Origin of the sequence: Streptomyces sp. NPDC096324 (assembly GCF_044763015.1) — a bacterium.
In the GTDB taxonomy this organism is placed as follows: Bacteria; Actinomycetota; Actinomycetes; order Streptomycetales; family Streptomycetaceae; genus Streptomyces.
Genome location: NZ_JBIWFK010000006.1, coordinates 525,589 through 545,111 on the forward strand (window position 1 = coordinate 525,589; position 19,523 = coordinate 545,111).

17 protein-coding genes are annotated in these 19,523 nt (G+C 71.3%); 8 read left to right on the forward strand and 9 right to left on the reverse strand.

The genetic code is table 11. The features are described 5' to 3' along the window. Positions 1-95 precede the first annotated feature (95 nt). From ACIQ7M_RS19425 to ACIQ7M_RS19450, 6 genes are all read right to left on the reverse strand, one after another. Positions 96-1,595 carry an MFS transporter gene (locus ACIQ7M_RS19425; protein WP_403645668.1) on the reverse strand — a complete coding sequence of 500 codons (1,500 nt, stop codon included), beginning with the start codon at positions 1,593-1,595 and terminating at the stop codon, positions 96-98. A gap of 211 nt (positions 1,596-1,806) precedes the next feature. Further along, complete coding sequence (locus tag ACIQ7M_RS19430; RefSeq protein WP_403645671.1) at positions 1,807-2,394, reverse strand: histidine phosphatase family protein; 588 nt, start codon at positions 2,392-2,394, stop codon at positions 1,807-1,809. A gap of 58 nt (positions 2,395-2,452) precedes the next feature. Further along, positions 2,453-3,271: an ABC transporter permease gene (locus ACIQ7M_RS19435; protein ID WP_403645674.1), complete on the reverse strand. Its 819-nt coding sequence runs from the start codon at positions 3,269-3,271 to the stop codon at positions 2,453-2,455. Then, positions 3,268-4,035, reverse strand: coding sequence for an ABC transporter permease (locus ACIQ7M_RS19440; protein WP_403645677.1), 768 nt, complete (start codon positions 4,033-4,035; stop codon positions 3,268-3,270). The genes ACIQ7M_RS19435 and ACIQ7M_RS19440 overlap by 4 nt, the downstream gene beginning before the upstream one ends. Further along, on the reverse strand, positions 4,032-5,036 hold the full coding sequence (locus tag ACIQ7M_RS19445; protein ID WP_403645680.1) for an ABC transporter ATP-binding protein: 1,005 nt from the start codon (positions 5,034-5,036) through the stop codon (positions 4,032-4,034). Before ACIQ7M_RS19445 ends, ACIQ7M_RS19440 begins: the two co-directional genes overlap by 4 nt. A 59-nt stretch (positions 5,037-5,095) precedes the next feature. Further along, entirely contained in the window at positions 5,096-6,289 is a 1,194-nt protein-coding gene (locus ACIQ7M_RS19450; protein ID WP_403645683.1) for a hypothetical protein, read from the reverse strand. A 433-nt stretch (positions 6,290-6,722) separates the two neighbouring features. On the opposite strand from ACIQ7M_RS19450, the gene ACIQ7M_RS19455 reads away from it, so the two are divergent. The 8 genes from ACIQ7M_RS19455 (at position 6,723) to ACIQ7M_RS19490 (ending at position 16,361) form a co-directional block, all read left to right on the forward strand. Next, positions 6,723-7,604 (forward strand): nucleoside-diphosphate kinase, encoded by an 882-nt coding sequence (locus tag ACIQ7M_RS19455; protein WP_403645686.1) that lies wholly within the window; start codon positions 6,723-6,725, stop codon positions 7,602-7,604. Between the two features lie 180 nt (positions 7,605-7,784). After that, complete coding sequence (locus ACIQ7M_RS19460; RefSeq protein ID WP_403645689.1) at positions 7,785-8,597, forward strand: metallophosphoesterase family protein; 813 nt, start codon at positions 7,785-7,787, stop codon at positions 8,595-8,597. A gap of 205 nt (positions 8,598-8,802) precedes the next feature. Then, a complete protein-coding gene (locus tag ACIQ7M_RS19465; RefSeq protein WP_355775162.1) occupies positions 8,803-8,976 on the forward strand; it encodes a hypothetical protein in 174 nt (57 codons plus the stop codon). A 50-nt stretch (positions 8,977-9,026) separates the two neighbouring features. Further along, on the forward strand, positions 9,027-10,112 hold the full coding sequence (locus tag ACIQ7M_RS19470) for an alkaline phosphatase family protein (protein ID WP_403645692.1): 1,086 nt from the start codon (positions 9,027-9,029) through the stop codon (positions 10,110-10,112). A gap of 34 nt (positions 10,113-10,146) precedes the next feature. Then, positions 10,147-11,367 carry a hypothetical protein gene (locus ACIQ7M_RS19475; RefSeq protein ID WP_403645695.1) on the forward strand — a complete coding sequence of 407 codons (1,221 nt, stop codon included), beginning with the start codon at positions 10,147-10,149 and terminating at the stop codon, positions 11,365-11,367. After that, positions 11,364-13,433 carry an aminotransferase class I/II-fold pyridoxal phosphate-dependent enzyme gene (locus ACIQ7M_RS19480; RefSeq protein ID WP_403645698.1) on the forward strand — a complete coding sequence of 690 codons (2,070 nt, stop codon included), beginning with the start codon at positions 11,364-11,366 and terminating at the stop codon, positions 13,431-13,433. The genes ACIQ7M_RS19475 and ACIQ7M_RS19480 overlap by 4 nt, the downstream gene beginning before the upstream one ends. Continuing rightward, positions 13,423-15,312, forward strand: a complete 1,890-nt coding sequence (locus tag ACIQ7M_RS19485) for a DUF4910 domain-containing protein (RefSeq protein ID WP_403645701.1) — start codon at positions 13,423-13,425, stop codon at positions 15,310-15,312. Before ACIQ7M_RS19480 ends, ACIQ7M_RS19485 begins: the two co-directional genes overlap by 11 nt. Then, positions 15,309-16,361, forward strand: coding sequence for a GNAT family N-acetyltransferase (locus ACIQ7M_RS19490; RefSeq protein ID WP_403645704.1), 1,053 nt, complete (start codon positions 15,309-15,311; stop codon positions 16,359-16,361). The genes ACIQ7M_RS19485 and ACIQ7M_RS19490 overlap by 4 nt, the downstream gene beginning before the upstream one ends. A gap of 52 nt (positions 16,362-16,413) precedes the next feature. Here the strand turns inward: ACIQ7M_RS19490 and ACIQ7M_RS19495 are convergent, their stop codons facing one another. The 3 genes from ACIQ7M_RS19495 to ACIQ7M_RS19505 all read right to left on the reverse strand — a co-directional run bounded on the left by ACIQ7M_RS19495 (position 16,414) and on the right by ACIQ7M_RS19505 (position 19,493). Then, positions 16,414-17,028 carry a GPP34 family phosphoprotein gene (locus ACIQ7M_RS19495; RefSeq protein ID WP_403645707.1) on the reverse strand — a complete coding sequence of 205 codons (615 nt, stop codon included), beginning with the start codon at positions 17,026-17,028 and terminating at the stop codon, positions 16,414-16,416. Between the two features lie 76 nt (positions 17,029-17,104). Then, positions 17,105-17,527, reverse strand: a complete 423-nt coding sequence (locus ACIQ7M_RS19500) for a hypothetical protein (protein WP_355775320.1) — start codon at positions 17,525-17,527, stop codon at positions 17,105-17,107. Between the two features lie 301 nt (positions 17,528-17,828). Beyond that, the gene (locus ACIQ7M_RS19505) at positions 17,829-19,493 is read right to left on the reverse strand and encodes an FAD-dependent oxidoreductase (RefSeq protein ID WP_403645711.1); all 1,665 of its coding nucleotides are present in this window, start codon (positions 19,491-19,493) and stop codon (positions 17,829-17,831) included. Positions 19,494-19,523: the final 30 nt, after the last annotated feature.

Below are 19,523 nucleotides of genomic sequence, written 5' to 3' on the forward strand. Positions count from 1 at the left end.
GCGTGCCGGGGAGGTGTGGGCGGCTTCCACGAGCCGTCGTCCTACGAACAACCCACGAAGTCCGGCGCGCCGGGAGGCGCGCCCCCTCGGCCACGTCAGCCGCGCCGGACCACTTCCTCCGCCTCGCCCTCCTCGAAACCCCGTCGGGCGGTCGTCGCGGGTCGTTCCGGTTCGGGGTGTGCCTGGCGTACGCGCTGGTCGGCGATGGCCAGCAGCAGGGCGATCACGCTCATTCCGACGGCGGTGAGCAGTCCGAGCTGAATGGCGGTCACGGAACGGCCGTGGTTGGCCTGGTGGGCGAAGTACACCGCGCCCACCACGGCGATCCCGGCCGCGGAGCCGATGCGCTGCCCCGTCTGGAGCACCCCGCCGGCCGCGCCGGCCCGCTGCACGGGCACGCGCGTGAGGGTCAGCGTCGTATTGGGGGAGACCGTGAGGCCCGAGCCGATCCCGCCGACGACCATGGGCAGGGCCGTGGCCCACCCGACACTCTCCAGCGGTACCAACTGCACCGCCACGACCACCCCGAGCAGCCCCACCACCACCAGGAGCAGGCCGAAGACGACCAACTTGCGTCCGTGACGCATCACCAGCCGGCCCCCGACGGCGGCGCCGACCGCGGACGCGGCCGCGAAGGGCAGCACCGACACACCGGCCGCCAGCGCGCTGTACCCGGCCGTGTTCTGCAGGAACAGGGAGTAGACGAAGAAGACCGTGGTGAAGCCGGCGAAATAGGTGAGGCTGATCAGGGAACCCAGGGTGAAGGAGCGCAGGGAGAACAGGTCCAGATCGACCAGCGGCGCCCGCCCGCGCAGTTTCTGGCGCCGTTCCCACGCCCAGAACCCGAGGAGCAGCAGCGCGCCGACCGGCAGCAGGGCCCACTTCAGCCGCCCGGTCCACTGCTGCTCCTGAACCAGCGGCAGCATGAGCGCGAGAACGGCGGCACCGAGGAGCAGCACACCGAACGGGTCGAACTCCTCCCGCCGGCCCGTCGACACCGGGAACCGGGGCAGCAGCCGCAGGCCCGCGACGAACGCGGCGACTCCGATGGGCAGGTTGACGAAGAACACCCAGCGCCAGCCGTCGTCGGTGCCCACGGCGTCGATCAGCACACCCCCCACCAGCGGACCGGCCGCTGTAGAGACCCCGATGACACTGCCCAGCAGACCGAACGCCTTGGCCCGCTCCGCGCCCTGGAACATCTGCTGGATCAGCCCCGAGGTCTGGGGGGCGACCATGCCGGCCGCCGCGCCCTGGATGAGCCGGAACAGCACGAGCCAGGAGGCACTGGGGGCGAGGCCGCACGCCCACGAGGACAGTGTGAACAGGGCCAGCCCCGCCAGGAAGGCCTGGCGCCGCCCCCGCATGTCACCCAGCCGGCCCGCCGGGACGAGTACCAGCCCGAAGGTCAGGGCGTACCCGGAGACCACCCAGGACTGGGCGGCCTCCGAGGCGGCCAGCCCGTGCTCCATCGAGGGGAGCGCCACATTCACGATCGAGGTGTCGAGCAGGGAGATGAAGCCCGCCGTCAGACAGACGGCGAGCGCCTTCCACCGCCGGTGGTCGGGGACGGGCGGGGCTTGGACAGTGGTCATGGGGTCACGCTAAGCAGCCACCCCGCCCAACGCGGGGAATGAGCCGTTCCGCGCGCGGGTCGTAGCCGAAAGGGGGTGTACGGGACTGTTCGGGTGCCACCTCGTACCGTCGCCCGTACGGGCCGGACGACCCGCACGGCTTAGGCTCCTCCCGGTTGTCGCCGGGAGCTGCGCGGCGCCTCGCACGGCGGGCGTGCGGCGGCCGACCGCCCTACGGAACGTTCCAGGCGGCGATGAACGGCTGCTCGTCCTCGATGGCCAGGAAGCTGAGCGTGCCCGGATGGGGATGGCCGAGCAGGCGGGCGGCGGAGGCGTCGAGGCCGAGCCAGCGTACGGCGAGCACCCGCGCCAGATGACCGTGCGCGACGACGGCGACATCGCCGTCGCACAGCAGGGGCCGGATCCGGCCCAGCACCGCATCCGTACGCGCGGCCACCTGCTCGATCCGCTCGCCGGGATGGTCGGCGTCTCCGGGAACGACACCGTCCCGCCAAAGGTCCCACCCCGGCCGCCGCTCCCGGATCTGTGCCGCGGTCAGGCCTTCGTAGCCGCCGTAGTCCCACTCGACCAGGTCCGGATCGGGCTCGACACCCGTCAGGCCCGCCAGTTCGGCGGTCCGCGTGGCACGGCTCAACGGGCTGCTGAACACCGCGACCAGGGGGCGCCGGGCCACCCTCGGAGCGAGTGCCTTCGCCGCGGCCTCACCCGCGTCCGTCAGCGGGACGTCGGTACGATCGGCGTGCCGGCCCGACAGGCTCCATGCGGTCTGACCGTGTCGGATCAATATCAGTTCGCCCATGGCCGCGCACGCTATCCGGTCTTGAGGAGACGCCCGTACGCTTCCGTCCGAGCGGCCATCAGGTCAGGAAGAGGGCCGCCCCGTCCCGCCTGCTCCTCCGGGCCCGCAGGCCCAGTACGGTCAGCGCAGCCGCCAGCCAGCACGCGCCGATCAGTGTCTCCCAGCCGGCCAGTGCGGCGGTGTGCGCGCTCGCCTCGTCCGCCAGTACCTCCCGGATCGCGAGCAATCCGTGGGTGAGGGGCAGCACTTGGCCGAACCCGGCGAGGGCGGGCCCGATGGCGTCCGAGGGCACCTCGGGGCCGCAGACGATCAGCATCACCGTGAACGCCGCGTTGGACACGACGTTGCGCAGGTCGACGGCGGTCAGCACCAGGGATCCGAGGAAGAGGCCGAGGCAGTAGCTCGTCACCGCGACGAGGATCAGCAGGGCGGAGATCAGAGCCACCGACGCCACGCTCAGGCTCAGTCCCGCCACCGGACCGAGAAGGAGTACGGCGCCGAGCCCGCAGGCCACCCCGTCCGGCAGCCAGAAGAGGCTCCGCCCGACCAGGACGAGCGCGGGACTGCTGGGCGAGGCGACCAGCAGGGGAAGGGTGCCGTTCTGGAGCTCCCACGTGGTGGACGCGGTCGCGAACACGCCGTGCAGCGCGACGAGCGCCACCGCGTTGCCGACCAGGAGGTAGCGGGCCTGTCCCGGCCCGAGCAGGTTGCCGATCGTGGCGAAGAACAGGACCTGGGCGAGCATGCGGACGAACCAGCCGAGCAGCCAGGTCTTCCAGGTGAACACGGTGCCGTAGTCGGCGGCTCCGGCGCGTGCCGCCCAGCCGAGCACCCGTGTGCGGCCGCCCGTCCGGACGCCGTCCGCGGTGCGGCTCATCGCAGCCCCACCGTCCCGTTCTCGCGTACGAGCCGTACGACCCGGCCGAGGAGGAGCCATCCACCGGCCCCGGTGAGGAGGCCGAGCCCGAGGACGACGCCGGTGCGCCACGCGACGGAGGTGACCGCCGATGGGCCGAGTGCGTCGCGCAGCAGGTCGGAGCTCCAGGAGAGATAGATGAGGCGGCCCACGGGATGGGTCCACTCCGGCAGCCGGTCGAGCGGGGTGAACACCCCGCCGAGCAGCAGGACGGGGTAGCTCAAGGAGTTCTGGAACGTGCGGGCCGTCCGGGTCGCGACGAACAGGGCGGCCATCAACGTGGCGGTGCCCGCGGTGGCGACGGCGGTGGCCAGGAGCGCCACGGCGAAGACGCCGGGATGCGGTACGTGGGGGACGGTGCCGAATCCGAGGATCGCGACGGCGGCGACCTCCAGCACCGTCAGCAGGCTGATCGTGGTGCTCACCCAGACCCGGCTGAGGACCACCCGGGCGAAGTCGACCGGCGCGGCGATCTGGAGCTCCAGCGTGCCGAGCCAGCGGTCGTTGTCCACGACCTCCCCGGAGATCAGCATGGCCATGCTCCACACGCCCATCAGTACGGGGGCGAGCAGGCCGTTGGCGAGGAGGTCGGGGCGTTCGTTGTGCCGGATCAGGAGCAGGAACACCGCGGCGAGCAGCGGCGTACGCACCAGGTCGATGAGGTAGTCGCGGTGGGTGAGCACCAGGCGTCCCTGGAACCGGCCCGCCGCCACGAGCAGGCTCACCGGTTCACCACACTGCGCGTCTCGTTGCGGTGCACGAGGTGCAGGTAGACCTCTTCGAGGCCGGGCAGTTCGGTGCGGACCTCGGTCACACCGCGCTCGACGACGAAGGCGAGGACGCGGCCCACGGCTTCCTTGTTCTCAACCGTGACGAGCGTGGTCCCGTCGTCGGTGGGTTCCGTGCCGATGATCCCGGGGAGCGCGCGAACCTGGGCGACCAGGGCTTCCTCGGCTCGGATCCGTACACGATCCTGGCGTGCGACGAGGCGGGCGAGCGTCCTCGGTGCCTCCGCGGCGACCACGCGCCCGTGGTTGATCATGGTGACGCGGTCGCAGAGCACTTCGGCCTCGGACAGGTCGTGCGTGGCGAGCACTACGGTACGTCCCTCGCCGGCGAGCCGCCGGATGAGTTCGCGCAACTGCCGTGCGGCCAGCGGGTCCAGGCCGTTGGTCGGCTCGTCGAGGAGCAGGACGCGGGGGTCGCCGATGATGCCGCGTGCGAGGTGGAGCCGCTGGCGCATGCCCACGGAGAAGGTCTCCACCCGGTCGTCGGCGCGCTCGGCGAGCCCGAGCTCGTCGAGGAGCGCGTCGGTGCGGGCGATACCGTCCCGGGTCGTCAGGCCGTACAAGGCGGCCCAGTAGCGCAAATTTTGACGAGCTGTCAGACGTGGGTAGAGGCCGCGTTCGCCGCCGAAGACGATGCCGAGCAGGGGCCGGATCCGACGGTGTTCCGTCGCGAGGTCGTGACCGAGCACCCGGCCGGTTCCCGAGGTCGGCAGCAGCACGGTGGAGAGGATCTTCATCAGGGTGCTCTTGCCCGCCCCGTTGGGGCCGAGGAGTCCGTGCACCTCGCCCTGCTCCACGGTGACGGAGACGTCGTCGAGCGCGACGACGGCCGGGCCGCGCCGTGTGCGGTACTCCCGCCGCAACCCGCTTGTCTCCACGGCCGGTTCGCCGGTGCCCGGGCGGATGCCGTCACCGCTTCCGTTCGTGCTGTCCGTCATCGCGCTCCCGTTGCCGTGGGGGTCGTCGGGTCGTAGTCCGCAGGCCGGCCCAGTGAGGTTCAGGCGCCGGGTTCCCCGGCGCTCCGGGCGGCGTCGGCCGCCTCGTCGAGCCACTCCTGGCGGGCGGCGCCGGACACCAGCAGGAACGAGCCCAACGGGGTCCGCGCGACGAGATGACGCCCGACGTCGTCCAGACGCAGCCGATCCGTCGGCTCGTCCTCCAGCGGTAGGCCGAACAGGGGCAGCCCCGCGTCGAGGAGCCGCCTGGCGCCGATGGCGCGGTGGGCGAGGTCGGAGGCGAGGTACGTGAGAGGGCCGCCCTCGCCCTCGATGCCCGACTGGGCGATCAGCGCGGGCGCGCGGACCGGGCTGCTCCACCGCGCGGTCGTGCGGGCCGCCCGCCGCAGCCGGGCGCGTGCCGCGGCCCTGCGGGTGTGCGGCAGTGTCACGGCGGGCCGCCAGCCCAGCCGGGCCACGGCACGCAGGGCTTCCCGCCACTCCGGCCACAGGCCTGTCCTGGTGAGGTCGGTACGCAACTGCCGTATGCCGATGTCGTCGAGGTGCTGGAGCATCAGTGCCAGGTCGAGCAGGTCGCGGCTGCGGAAGGGGCGCTCCCAGCGTTCCGCCACCAGGGCGACCGCGCAGGCGGCCAGGGGGGAGTGGGAGGGGCGGGTGAGCTGCCATGCCGGGGCGCGCACCTCGGTCACGATCTCCGCGGTGAACAGTCCGACGGCGTAGGGGTCGGGGGACGGTTCGGGTGCCGGGCTGCGGAACTCGGCTCCAAGGTGCAGCGGCACGGAGTCGCCGCTCCTGGCGGGGCTCACGGTGAAGGCCCCCAAGTCCCATCCCGTCGAGGCGAGGTGGCGGGCGCAGTCCCACAGCTCCGTATGGCCGGGGCAGAGCACATCGAGATCACCGGCCGCGCGGAGCACTCCCGGCGGGTAGAGGGCGGCGATCGTTCCGCCCTTGAGCAGGGAGGTCCCGGGCGCAGCCGTCCGCAGGCGCGACCAGACGCCGCGGTAGTGGTCGATGCGTTCTCGGTGCAGGCGCAGTTCGGCCGTCTCCGCCTCGGTGAGGGCTTGGCCGTCCTCGGCCCACAGGCTCAGCAGGGTCGCGGCGAGCTTGTGGCGGCTGTCGCGGGCGGTTTCCAGCACGGCGTCACGTTCAGCCCTGGGCCCGGCGCCGAGCAGGGCGAGGACCGTCGCGGCCGACACCTCGACGTTCGTCGCCGTTCCGGTCGGTGCGTCTGTCAACGCCGGCTCCGCCCCGGTGCGTGAAGGTGGACGGAGCCCCTGAGCCGGGGACTCCGTGGTGGCCGAGGAGGAATGCGATCAGGACCGCTGGAGGGCGAACAGGCCCGGATCCGGATCCCGATCGCATCCGAGGACGACTACTTGCCCGGCTTCGGGCGGACCTTGACCTGCTTGAAGGCGACACTCATGGGACCCTCCTTGATGTGGTCGGTCATGGAAAGTAGCCTCAGCGTATTGCCCTCGAATGGTGCATGACAATGATGCAACTTGCTTTGCATACAGCGGACTTGGCGTGCCGCACGGGTGCCGTACCGGGCCCGGCGGACGAACGGAATGCCGGAGGATCATGACGGTCCACGCGTGGTTGAGGGCTCCCCTCACTCATGATCCGGAAAGGCGCCGCACCTATCCCGATGACGTCTATTTCCGGGAAATGGCAGCCCTGCTGGACGGTTGGGAGACGGAAACGGCGCACCGCGCACTGCTGCGGTCGACATTCGTGATGTTCAAGCCCGACGCCGTCGTCGGGCGGCGCGTCGAGCCCGCGCTGGCCTTCCTGGCGGGGCACGGCTTCGAACCCCTCGGCGCTCTGACCGTGCGGGTCGACGCGCGGGTGTGCCGGGAGCTGTGGCGCTACCAGATCAACGCGGCGCCCCTGGCGGTTATCCGGGCCGTGGACATGATTCTCGAGTCGGGGCCACCCTGTCTCTTCGTCGCGCTCCGTGACACCCGGGGTCCCGAACGCACCGGGACGACCGCGGCGGAACGGCTCGCCGAGCTGAAGGGATCGTCCAAGAACCGCTCGGTGGACGGCGGTTCCCTGCGCGGGGCACTCGGGTGCGAGCTGATGTGCCTGAACTTCCTGCACGCTCCCGACGATCCCGCCGACCTGATCCGGGAGGTGGGTGTCCTGCTGCCCCGGCGGCGAGCACAGGCGCTCTCCCTGCTGGCGGCCGATGTGTCGCCGCTCGGCGTTGCCGAACCAGCGGCCCTGGCAGCCGAGTTGTACGCCACACACCCGGCCCACGCCCTCACCCGGCCGGTGCCTTCCGGTGCTTCCACCCACCATGAGCTTCCGGGCGACACCTCGCGTCGCCCGGCCGACCCGCGATCGCTGCTGGCGCGGGTGGAGCGGCTTGCCGGGGACGCGGACGGGCTTCCGTTGTGGGACCGCATCGTGATCGCCGCGGAGCTCGTGGAGGGGCTCCCCTCCGAGGGCCGGCCGCTGATAGGGCCGCCGCCCGGTACCCGCCTGAGCCACCCTCGCGCGGTCCACCCGGCCGGGCCCCCGGCCACCGCCTCGGCGGACCACTGAAGCGGCGGGGCCCGCCCGGCGGCTGAACGCGCGGGGCCTGCCCGAGCACTGAACGCCCAGGCCCGGCCCGAGCCCTACGCACGGGCCTCCGCGAGCCCCGAACACACGGGCTCTGCCCAGAAGTTGGACGCCCAGCCCCCCTCTCACCGAGACCCCCCAGCCACCAGGAGGAATGGCCCGATGACCGACGCCGACGTCGAACTGCACGGTCCCGCCAACTGGGAGGGACCGCCATGCCGGTACGGGCCCGCCGCCCGCGTCGCCGTGCTCTCCGATGTGCACGCCAACATCCCCGCCTTCGACGCGGTACTCGCCGAACCGGACGTCACCGCCGCCGACTTCGTCGTCCTGTGCGGCGATCTGACGTGGGGGCCACAGCCGCAGGAGACGTACGAACGGATCGTCGCGCTGGGCGAACGCGCCCTGTGTCTACGGGGCAACGCCGACCGCTACGCCGCCCAGATCGGCACGGCCGCGCGGACCGCCGACACCCCGCGCCAGTCGTGGATCGCCGCGCGGCACTCGCCCGAGGCCATTGCCTTCCTCGACCGTCTCCCCTTCGGGCTCGTCGTCGAGATCGACGGGCTCGGACCCGTGCACTTCTGCCACGGGTCGCCGCGCAGCGACCACGAGCTGGTCACGCCGGGGACACCGCCGGAGCGGTTCGCCGAGCTGTCGGCGGCCATCGACGCCCGGGTCCTGGTCACCGGGCACTCGCACCTCCAGTTCGACCGAGCCGTGGCGGGCCTGCGCAGCGTGAACCCCGGCAGTGTCGGGCTGCCGTACCACACGGGTGAACCGGGCACCGCGTACTGGGCGTTGCTGGGCCCCGACGTCCGGCTCAGGACCACGCGCTACGACGTCGAGGACGCGGTCGCGCGTGCCCACCGCGTCGCCGACCCGGACGCGGAACGCTACGCGGACACCCTGACGAACGCGCCCGATCCGGAAAAGATCGTCGCGGAGGCGGAAAAGCTGATCTTCGTCAATTGATCCGCAAGGGACCCGCTGATCCATAAGAGGCCCGCACGGTCGACGGAATTTCTCGTTCCGTCAAATTCAGGAAACAAAAAGCGAGTTGACCGCGGATTCCCGGCATGACGTTGACATGCGAGCTCACGGTGTGCTGACCTGTGCATGCAAAATTGGCAAGTTGTTTGGCACGTTTCTCTGGCACCGTTCCCGGCAGGAGGAATCCATGCAAACAGCTCCACTTCCCACCGCGAAAGCACCCACCGAGGCGCCGCGGACGTCGACCCCGGCGCCCGTCATGCTGCTGCCCCGCCTGGTCGAGCGCATGATCACGGACCGGCAGGCCGCGCACATCGTCAAGTTCCGCACCACCTGCACCGACTGCGTGCCGAACTTCTGAGCACGGCGTCGCGCGTCGGCGGACAGTCGACAGCGTCCGCCGACCTGCGCGTGGTCACCGAAGTCGTCGCGGGCACCCTGCGCGCCGCTCCGCGGGGGCTGTGCGTCCTGGCGGTCGACGGTCTGTCGCTCGCAGTGGCCGAGTCCGCGTTCCGTCACGCACACGTCCGGCCACTGCGCTCCACGTTCCCGAGCACGTCGACGACGGCCTGGCTCACCGCGGTCACCGGTACCGATCCCGGCGTCCACGGCGCCGTCGGCATGGTCTACCGCGCACCCGGAGCCGACCGCGTCACCCACCTCGTCACCGGGGACACGTACACCTTCGGCTCCCGGAGCACGCCCGGCGACGCGCTGCTGAACGCGGGACCCACGCTCTTCGACCACGCGGCCGCGTCGGGCCGCGGGGCCCTCGCGATCGGCGCGGAACTGGAGCGCCTGACCGGTCCATGGGTGGACGCGTTGCTGCGCGGCGCCCGGATCGTGCCGTCACCGGCCGCCACTTCGATCCCCGACATCGACCCGGTGAGCGTGGCCGAGCGGACCGTTCGCGAGGTCGAGGCCGTCCTCGCGCGCGCCCACGACGCCCCGCCACTGATATGGGCCTACGTGAACCTCGACGACCACATCCACCGGTCCGGCTACGACTCCCGGCTGCGCGAGGCGCTGTCGCTGCTCGACACGGCCGCCGCCCGCTGGGCCGACGCCGGCTGGAGCGTCCTCGCCCACGCCGACCACGGCCAGGTGGAGGTGACCCCCGACCCGGCCCTCGCCGAAGCGTGGGCACGCCTCGACGCCCCCGCCCACTGCCGTATGCCCGGCGGCGGCGCCGGACGCGTCCGCTGGCTCCATCCGCTCCCCGGGCGGGAGGAAACCGTGGCCGACGCACTGCGTGACGCGCTGGGAGACCACGCCCTCGTCCTCACCCCGGACGAACTCCACGCACGGGGACTGCTGCCGGCGACCCCCGTCGTCCGCGCCCGCATCGGCGAGGTCGTCGCCCTGGCCACCTCGCCCCGCTTCCCCGTCCCCGACCCCACGGTGACCTGGGAGCACGGATCCGTCTCCGACGGCGAGACGCTCGTACCGCTGGCCGCCTGGAACGACGTACCAGAGCCCGCTTTCGCCCTGCCCTAAGCCCCCGGAACCACACGACACGATAGGAGAACCCGTGAGCACGGTCGTGTTCCGCAACAAGACCGGTGGTTCGGAGACCCTCCACGCGACACCGGGACAGCCCCTCCTGGACGTGCTGCGTCTCCACGGAATCCCGGCGAACGCCGTGCTCGCCCTTCGCGACGGGCAGGTGATCCCCGAGGCCACGGCCGTCGTCGGAACCGACGACGTCATCGAGGTACGCCAAGTACGCCACTACGACCTCGACGTACTGCGCCGGCCCAAGGAGCACGTCTACGCCGCGCCCGACCCCGTCTACACCAAGTCTGTTCTCTTCGACCACGGCGGCACCCTGGAACGGCGCACCGAGCAGTTCACCGCGGAGACCTTCGTGACGTACGTCGAGGAGACGTTCGTCCAGAGCATCGCATCCGGCGCCACCATGCGGGCCGGTGACCGGGTCGTCATCGGGCTCTCCGGCGGCCGGGACAGCGTCGCCTACCTCAAGCTCCTCGAACGCACCCGCGGCCGCTGGCCCGAGGTCGACATGACCGCGGTGACCATCACCGGACTGCCCGACTGGGACGAACCCGCCACCTTCCGCACCGCCCTGGACGCCTGCGCGGGCCTCGGCGTCGACCACGTCGTCGTCACCGCCGACGACGTGGCCGAGGTGTTCAAACTGCGTGAGCCCTTCGTCGACGTCATGAACAAGGTCGTCGCCGGCGAACACCGCAACATGAACATGGTCATCGGCCATCAGGTCCTGCGCCGCATGCTGGAACAGGAAGCCGAACGCCGGGGCGCCCCGGTCGTCGCGTTCGGCTTCAACGCCGACGACCTGGTGGCCAGCATGGTCACCTGGTTCACCACCGGCTACCGGATGGGCGGTATCCCGGTCCGTGAACTCGGCTCCCTGCGGTACGTGTTCCCGCTGTACCGCATCACCAAGAAGGAACTCACCCTCTACCTGGAGCTCGTCGCACCCGGCCTCAACCGCCAGGGAGCGCCGGGCCGGTTCACCACCGGCTCCGACGAACGCTCCCTCGCCTACGCCGTGGCCGACCACCTCTACGACCTGTGGCCGGGCATCGACTACTACCTCTTCAACGCCTTCGAGAACGTCCAGCGCACGCTGCTTCCCCTGGTCGACGATCTGTGCCGGGTCTGCGGGGGCCGCTATGTGCTCCAGGAGGGCGTGGCCAACCCCGCCGGCCTGTGCGACGTGTGCGGATTCCTGCACCGCCAGGAAGCGTTGCGGGCGGACGCCGTATGAGCGATGCCCGCCGCCAGGACGGTCCTCCCTGGTATCTCACCTTCTTCGGGGAGGACTTCTGGGCCGTCGCGGACCACGAGTACACGCCCGAACGCACCGCGGCCGAAGCCGGATACCTCGCCGCCGTCCTCGACACCTCGGCACCCGGCCGCCGTGTCCTCGACCTGGGCTGCGGCACCGGTCGCCACGCCGTCGCGCTCGCCGCGCGGGGGTTCGGCGTCACCGGGGTCGACTCCGGGGGATGGGCGCTCGGGCGCGCCGAGGCCGAGGCCGACGCGGCGGGCGTCCGGGTCGACTGGCTGCGCATCGACCTGCTCCGCGAACTGCCGTGGCCCGTCGGAGAGTTCGACGCCGTCGTCTGTGTCCAGTCGTTCGGGTGGGGGAGTGACGCCCAGCAACTCCGGCTGCTCCAGGAGGTCCGCCGGGTGCTCGTCCCGGGCGGACTGCTGGTCCTCGACCACTCCAACGTGCTGGCCATCGCAGGAAACTACGTGCCGCGGGCCACGTTCGAGACCGAGGGACTGTACGCCGACTTCCGCCGTACGTACCGCATGGCCTCCGGCCGCAGTACCGGGGAGATCGAGGTGCGACGAGGCGACGCGGATCCCGTGGTCATCCACGACGACGTGCGGATGTACCAACCGGCCGAGGTGCGTGACCTGCTGACCCGCGCCGGCTTCACCGTCGAGCGCGTCGACGGTGACTTCGCCGTCGGCCGGGAGCCCGCCCCGACGACGCGCTATGTCCATTTCGTCGCCCGGAGCCCGGCCGGCTCCCCGGCGGCGATCACCGCATGGGAAGGGCGGCACGACACCCGCGCCTCCGCGCCGGCCGAGACCTGTCCCTCCACGCAGGCCGAGGCCCGCCCATCGACGCCGGCCGAGGCCCGCCCCTCCGCGCTGGACCTGCGCTGGTCGCCGGACGAGTTCGAGTTCGTACGACCATGGGTCGACGCCGCTTTCCGCAGCGCGTACGACGACGGCGGCCTCGCCGAACTCTCACGCGCCTACCCTCTGTCCGACCCCTACTCCGCGGACAGGGCCGCACCCGTCCTGTCGCGGCACTTCGGACTGGACCTCGCGCCCGACATGGTGACCGCCGGGGCGGGAGCCACCGGTCTGCTGCACGCGTGCGCGGCGCTGGCCGTCCCTGGACCCGTGCTGCGACTGGCCGGCGGCCACCCGGACCTGCCCCGCTGGGCCGCCCGCCTCGGGGCCGAGACGATCACCACCCGGTTCGAGGACCTCGCCGCCGATCTCCACCGGTACACCCCCTCGGTGCTCGTCCTGGACCGGCCCACGATCACCGGAGACCTCTTCGGAAGGGAGGGACTGGAGGAGATCGCCGAGACCGCCCGCGCCTGCGGCACGACCGTCGTCCTCGACGAGGCGTACGCCGTCTACGCCGGGCCCGGCGCGAGCTGTGTCCCGGCCGTCGCCGAACACCCGAACCTGATCGTGCTGCGCAGCATGTCGAAGGGGTACTGCTGTGGCGGCCTCCGGGTCGGATTCGCCTTCGCAGCACCTGAGTTGACACGACGGTTGCGCGAGATCACGCCGCCGCTCGGAGCGGGCGGAGCGGGTCTCGCCGTCGCTCTCCGTCTCCTGGCGCGGGGCGACGTCTTCGGCGCGCTGCGGAACCGTATCGCGGAGGTGAAGCCGCTCGTGGCGAGAACGCTGCGGCGGGCCGGACTGAAGGTCACCGAAGGGGCCGACTGTCTGCCGTGGGTGACCGGGGATGGGGACGGGGAGCTGGGGGCCACGAGCGTGGAGTGGGAGGATCGCGGGGTGCGGGTGAAGGAGATAGGTCCGGTGGAGGCTTCTTACGCTGCTGAGGGGGCCTCCGGGACCGTGTTCGGTGGGAGATCGGGGGAGGGTCCTGGCTCCGGCGAGAGGCTGGGGGAGGGTCCTGGCTCCGGCGGGAGGTCGGGGAAGGGGCCCGGTTCCGGCGGCTTCGGCAGCTCCGGCGGCGCAGGCCACCGTGACGGCCCCCTGTACAAGATCGCCGTACCGCTTTCGGAAGCCCGTCTGACCGCCTTCCTCGACGCGTTCGCCGATGCCCGGTAGCCTCGCCGACCTCGTCGCCGGGATCCATCACGGGATCGACGCCGACGAGGCCATGTGCTGGGTCGCCAGGCTCACCGAGTGGGACCGTTACCAGGGATCGGCGGGCATCGCCGCCGCGGCCGACTTCGTGGCGGGCGAGGCCGAGCGCGCCGGACTGGCCGGAGTGGAGGTTCTGAACTTTCCGGCCGACGGCCGCACCGCGTGGTGGACGTTCACCGCGCCCTCCTCCTGGACCCCGCGCGCCGCGCATCTGTCGGTCCCCGGCGGGCCCGCGCTGGTCGACTATCCCGCCCAGCCGTACGCCCTCGCCGCCCACTCGGCCGCAGCGCACACCGAAGCCCCTCTCGTGCGCGCGCAGGACGACGGGTGGCCGCCGGGCGCGGTGGTCCTGGTCCCGTCGGCCGCGCGACTCGACGCGAAGTTCCACGCCCGGATGCGCCACGAGCGGGCGATCGGCTTCTGCGTGACGACCGACCCCTCCCGGCCGGAGGCCGCGGAGCGCCTCGAACTGCCCGGTGGCAGCGACCTGTTCGGGTTCAGCGTGGTGCCCGGCCAGATGGACCGACTGCACCGCGCCCTCAGCCGGGGTGAGCGGGCCCGCGTGGCCGTCGACGTCGACACCAGCCCCGCCCGGATGCCGGTGGTCGTCGCCCGAACCCCGGAACGAGACGCCGGCCTGTCGCCGTCGTCGCCCGACGCCTGCCTCATCACCGCCCATCTGTGTCACCCCGCCCCCGGCGCCAACGACAACGCGTCCGGAGTCGCGGCGGCCCTCGCGGCCGGGCGCGTCCTCGCGGCCCGCCCGCTGCGCCGCCCCGTCCGGTTCCTCTGGGCACCCGAGTTCGTGGGACTCGCCGCCTACGTCCACCGGCTCGTGGAGGAGGGCGGAGGACCGCTGCCCATGATGGCCGTCGACCTCGACATGGTGGGCCAGGACCAACGGCGCTGCGGAGGCCCGCTGATCGTCGAACGCAGCCCGGAGTACCTCCCGCACTTCGCCAACGCCCTGGTCGAGGCCTGTGTGCGTGCCCTGCCGGCCGCGGCCCGCTCCTACAGCGGAGCCGTCGGCTGCGACGTATGGGCCTGGCGTTCGACCCCGTTCGTCGGCGCCTCCGACCACGCGGTTCTCGCCGACCGTGCGATCGGCTGTCCCTCCGTCCAACTGGGCCACTGGCCCGACCGGTTCAACCACTCCGGCGCCGACACACTGGACAAGGTCGACCCGCAGGAACTGCGCAGGTCCGCCGCGATCGCCGCGTCCGCGGCCGCCGTCGTCGCGACGGCGGGTCCCCCGGAGGCCGACCGACTCGCCCACCTCCTCACCCGCTGGACGGCACGTCGGATGACCGCCTGCCTCCCACCCGACGACGACCCGCTCGCCGCGACTCTGCTGTCCCGCCTCGCGCGGTACGGACGCGACGCGCTGGACACCCTGCGGCCCTTCGGCGCCGACCCCGGCGTCCTCGACCGGCAGGCGGCTCTGCTTGACGGTGTGCACCGCACCTTGGCGGCGGCCTGGGACCACGTGCCCGTGCAGCGCCGTGGTGGCCCGCCCCTGCGCCGGGCCTGGCCGGGCCCGTTCAACCTCCGCGCCCTGATGGGAGCCGTGAACGAGTCCGACCGGCACTGGTTCATGCGTCGCCTCGCCGAGGATCGGGGCCGGTTCTACGCGTCCGCGATGGCCCTGTCCCAGAGCGTCGACGGAGTGTCCGCCACGGCGGACGTCGTCCGAACTGCCCAGCTCGACGCGGGAATCCGGTGGGAGCCGGGCTTCGGGGAACGCTTCCTGGCCGCGATGGCGGGCGCGGGCTGGCTGAAGGAAGGGGAGCGGGAGGAAGAGCGGGAAGGGGAACGGGCCGAGGAGGGGAAGGGGACGTGACCGCGCAGCACATCACCGTGACCGTCACCGACTCCATCGACGACGTGGACACCGTCCAGTGGCAACAGGTCACCGCGACGGACACCGCGCCCGTGCACTACACCCCCGCGTATCTGCGGGCCTATCAGACAAGCCCGTTGAGTCCGTTTCTCGCGGCACGCTACTTGACGTTCACCGAAGCGGGCCGCACGGTCGCCGTGCTGCCGTGCTACCTCCAGAAGGAGGGCGACCCGTACGGCTTCCTGCGCGCCGTCGGCATCGAGGACACCGGCGGCCCGGCGCTCCTCGGGCACAACTGGTACTGCTACGACACCCGCGTGCCCGTACGGGCGACGGGCTCCGGACAACGGGCGCGTGTTCTCGGCGCCGTGCTGGACGCCCTGCGCGAACTGGCCGCCACCGATGGCGCCTTGACCGCGGGACTCGTCGGCGTCCCCGAGGGCGACCCGGTCCTCGACGTCGCCCGGGACAAGGGGTGGCGGGTGGCGCCGATCGTCACCCGCTTCCAACTTCCGCTGCACAGCGCGGAGGGAGTGCCCTTCGACTCGTACGACTCCTATCTCGCGACCCTCGGTGCCCGCACCCGGCGCACGATCCGCCAATACCTGCGGCGCGCGGCGGACGCGGGTGTCACGACCGCCGTCGAAGCACCCCGCCCCGACTTCCTCCGCACGGTCGGCGACCTCACCCGCCGTACGGCGGCCAAGTACGGCAGTGCCGGAATGTATCCCGAGAGGGCCTTCACCGACTTCGTCATGGCCCTGGGCGACAACGCCCGTGTGGTCCGCGTCGACCGCGGTGGCCTGACGCTGGCCGCCGCGGTCGTCCTCCTGGACGACGAGCGCCTGCACATGTGGGCAGGTGGCACCAGCCACGCCACGCTCGACGGCTTCAGCCCCAACTACCTTCTGTGGGCCACGGAAATCCGTACGGCCATCGAGTGGCGCAAGCGCTGGGTGGAGGGCGGCCGCAGCAACGAGCCCATGAAGACCCGCCACGGCATGAAACCCCTACGTCTGTACGCCTGCGTCACCCCGTCCGGGGCCTGACCGGTGGCCATGGCGGCGGTGGCCAAGGCGTCGGTGGTGCAACCGACCCGGCTCAGGGTCCGCGCCAGAGGTTGGCGAAGGCCGCGTTCTCGATGGTCCGCCGCTGACGTACGGCCTCCAACTCCATCACCGCGTCGTGGACGGCGGCCACCACCGTCGTCACGGCCTCGTCATCGAGACCGGTCTCGTCGTCGGACGGCTCGTCGTCGGATCGTTCGTCCTCGATGCTCAGGACCGCGACGAGTGCGGTCAGGACGGGTTCGTTCTCCTCCCAGCGTTCGACCGCACGGCGGCGATTGGGCGTATCGACGGGTTCCAGGCTCTCCGAGCCGAAGGACAACCGGCTGCTTCGCTGCGGCTTCAGCTCACCGTTCTCCTCCAGGGCGGCCTGGTACGCGGCCGACAGGTCTCGGCCCCGGCGCCACAGCCAGTCCTCGATCCGCTCGAACGGTGCCTCGCGAGTCAGACCGGCCGCCGCCTCGTCCAGGAATCGATCGCCCGGCGGTGGCGGTCCACCCGGCACGATGCGGTCGCCGTCCACGGCGACCGACCCCGCGTCGATGAGATCGATCAGCTCCGCTCCCGCCAGCGCGAGGGACAGGTCACCCTGTCCCACGGGATGCTTCAGGTCCAGGGCGATGATGAACAGATCGTTCGCCGTGGTCATGAACGGCTCCCCTCGGAGACATCGACAACAGAGCGTCCCCACCGACCACGCCCGGTCGTCGGCGGCCTCCTCGCGACTACACGGTGTGCAGGGGTTCCTTGAAGGACTTGCGGAACACCGGCCCGGCGAAGGGAATGATCGAGGACTTCATCTTTGACGTGAATGAGTCGGGGTGCCGTTCCAGCCTGACGTCGACGCGGGTGCCGTCGTCCGTGGGAGTCATCTCGAACTGCCAGCCCCCCGAGCCGAAGGGCACCGAGTCCCGAGTGGTGACCGTGACCCTGTTCGCCTCGGGGTCCCATTCGTAGCGTGCCCGCTCCCACGACTTGTCGTTCCCCTCGGTGACCTCCGCCCAGGTGTCGCCCCGCTCGTGGACCTGGAAGTGCTCGGCATCGATGGAGGGCCACTCGTCGACACGCGAGGGGCTGAAGTTCGTCAGCACGCCCATCACCTCCCCCGGGCTCATCGAGGAGTTCACGTGGAAGTGGAGGGACGGCATGACCTGCTCCCTGGTTCGAGATGATCCTTGTCCGTCGACGGCCACCTTTACGCACCTCGCGGGTGCCCGGCTCGCTTCGCCGACGCCGGTTCGCGGACCCGGCCCTGCTGAGGCCTCGTAAGGGCCTGCTGGGCAGGCTCACTGACCGGGACGCTCACCTTTCAGAATGCACCTGCGCCCAGCACAACGCACCAGCAGGTTCCTGGCCCGCACGCGTGTGACCGTGTTCGGGACCGCAGGGTTGTCGCGGAACGTGTCCGGGACCGGACACAGTGTCGCGAAGGGGTGGAGGGAGGGGCTGTCACAGGACTTCGGTCCCATCGATTCTGCGTCGGTCGAAGATGAGCCGCACCGCCGCGGAACCCTCCCCGACCGCGGCGGCGACTCGTTTCACGCTTCCACTGCGCGCGTCACCGACGCAGAACACCCCGGGCACGCTGGTTTCGAAGGGCAGCGGCATGCGATGGCCGGCCGGGAGGGCGACGTCCTGTCCGGTCAGCAGGAACCCGTCGGGATCCATCGCCGGCCGCTCGTCCAGCCAGTCCGTGCAGGGCGTGGCACCGATGAACACGAAGACAGCGCTGACCGCCAGAGCGGAGCGGCGTCCGCTCGTCCGGTCCACCACTTCAAGCCCTGTCACCTCGGAGTCGGCGGAAAGACCGACCACCTCCGTGTGGACCCGCACATGGATCCTCGGGTCGGCGGCGATCGCGTCGATCAGGTAGCGGGACATCGAATGATCAAGGTCGTCCCCGCGGACCACGAGATACACCGGATCGGACGTCCGGGCCAGGAACAGGGCCGCCTGACCCGCGGAATTCGCGCCGCCGATCACCGCCACGGGCCGCCCGCGCGAGTACGTCGCCTCGACCACCGTGGCGGCGTAGTAGACGCCGTTGCTCTCCCAGGCTTCGATACCGGGCACGGCCAGGCGCCGGTGGTTGGCACCGGTGGCGATGATGACGTCGCGAGCGCTGAACGATCGGCCGTCGTCGCAGGTGACGGTGTGGATACCGTCCTCGCTGGTGAAGGCCGCCGCGCGGGCGTTCCGGTGAAGCCGCACTCCGAACTTCGCTGCCTGGATCGTCCCCCGGGCCGCCAATTCGGCACCGGGCAGACCGGCCGGGAATCCGAGGTAGTTCTCGATTCTCGACGATGTAGCGGCCTGACCGCCGAAGGCGTCCGCGTCGATGAGGGCGGTCGTCAGTCCTTCGGACGCGCCATACACCGCGGCCGCCAGACCGCCCGGGCCGCCACCGACGACGAGCAGGTCGCACATCTCTTGATCGTCGACTGCGTGCGGCGATTCCCCGAACTCCGCGGCGATGTCGGCCGGCTGTGGATTGCGCATCAAGGGCCTGCCGGGGACGAGGATGACGGGAAGGTCCGTCAGGGACACCTTGAACCTGCGCAAAAGCACCTCGGCCTCCGGCCGATCCTCCAGGTCCAGCCACTCCACGGCCGTCCTGCTGAGCGAGAACGAATGCAACAGGACTCGGCATCGTTCGTCGTAGCGGGAACCGATGAGGGTGATACCCGCACCCCGTCGCAACAGGTTCGCCCGTCGTACGAGGAATGTCCGGAGGATGAGCTCGCTCAGATCACTGTCCTGCGCGACGATCGTCCGGATCTGCTCCAGCGGCACCCTCAGCACTCGGCCCGGGCTCTTCATGACGCCGGCGAAGCGTGAGCGCTCGCCCGTCAGCATGCCTATCTCACCCAGGAACTCCGCGTGGCCGTACGACGCGACGAGCCGCTCTTCCAGCTGACCGAGCCGATCGATGATCTCCGCGCTTCCGTCGAGAACGACGAAGAAGTCGTAGGACGGGGCACCTGCCAGAAACAAGACCTCGCCGGCGGGTGCCGGATATTCCGAACCGAGAGCCGCCAGCCGCTTGAGCTGGTCCCCGGACAGCCGCGACACCGGGGCCCGCTCCACATTCTCCCCCCGCGCAGGCTCGTCCATGGGGCGCCTTCTTCCGCCTGGGCGGGAACG

Excerpts from the sequence above, each read along its gene's own strand:
- ACIQ7M_RS19430 (WP_403645671.1), bottom strand. The coding sequence starts at position 2,394 with ATGGGCGAACTGATATTGATCCGACACGGTCAGACCGCATGGAGCCTG.
- ACIQ7M_RS19460 (WP_403645689.1), top strand. The coding sequence starts at position 7,785 with ATGACCGACGCCGACGTCGAACTGCACGGTCCCGCCAACTGGGAGGGA.
- ACIQ7M_RS19500 (WP_355775320.1), bottom strand. The coding sequence starts at position 17,527 with ATGCCGTCCCTCCACTTCCACGTGAACTCCTCGATGAGCCCGGGGGAG.
- ACIQ7M_RS19485 (WP_403645701.1), top strand. The coding sequence starts at position 13,423 with ATGCCCGGTAGCCTCGCCGACCTCGTCGCCGGGATCCATCACGGGATC.
- ACIQ7M_RS19480 (WP_403645698.1), top strand. The coding sequence starts at position 11,364 with ATGAGCGATGCCCGCCGCCAGGACGGTCCTCCCTGGTATCTCACCTTC.
- ACIQ7M_RS19455 (WP_403645686.1), top strand. The coding sequence starts at position 6,723 with ATGGCAGCCCTGCTGGACGGTTGGGAGACGGAAACGGCGCACCGCGCA.
- ACIQ7M_RS19445 (WP_403645680.1), bottom strand. The coding sequence starts at position 5,036 with ATGACGGACAGCACGAACGGAAGCGGTGACGGCATCCGCCCGGGCACC.
- ACIQ7M_RS19495 (WP_403645707.1), bottom strand. The coding sequence starts at position 17,028 with ATGACCACGGCGAACGATCTGTTCATCATCGCCCTGGACCTGAAGCAT.
- ACIQ7M_RS19435 (WP_403645674.1), bottom strand. The coding sequence starts at position 3,271 with ATGAGCCGCACCGCGGACGGCGTCCGGACGGGCGGCCGCACACGGGTG.
- ACIQ7M_RS19425 (WP_403645668.1), bottom strand. The coding sequence starts at position 1,595 with ATGACCACTGTCCAAGCCCCGCCCGTCCCCGACCACCGGCGGTGGAAG.
- ACIQ7M_RS19465 (WP_355775162.1), top strand. The coding sequence starts at position 8,803 with ATGCAAACAGCTCCACTTCCCACCGCGAAAGCACCCACCGAGGCGCCG.
- ACIQ7M_RS19505 (WP_403645711.1), bottom strand. The coding sequence starts at position 19,493 with ATGGACGAGCCTGCGCGGGGGGAGAATGTGGAGCGGGCCCCGGTGTCG.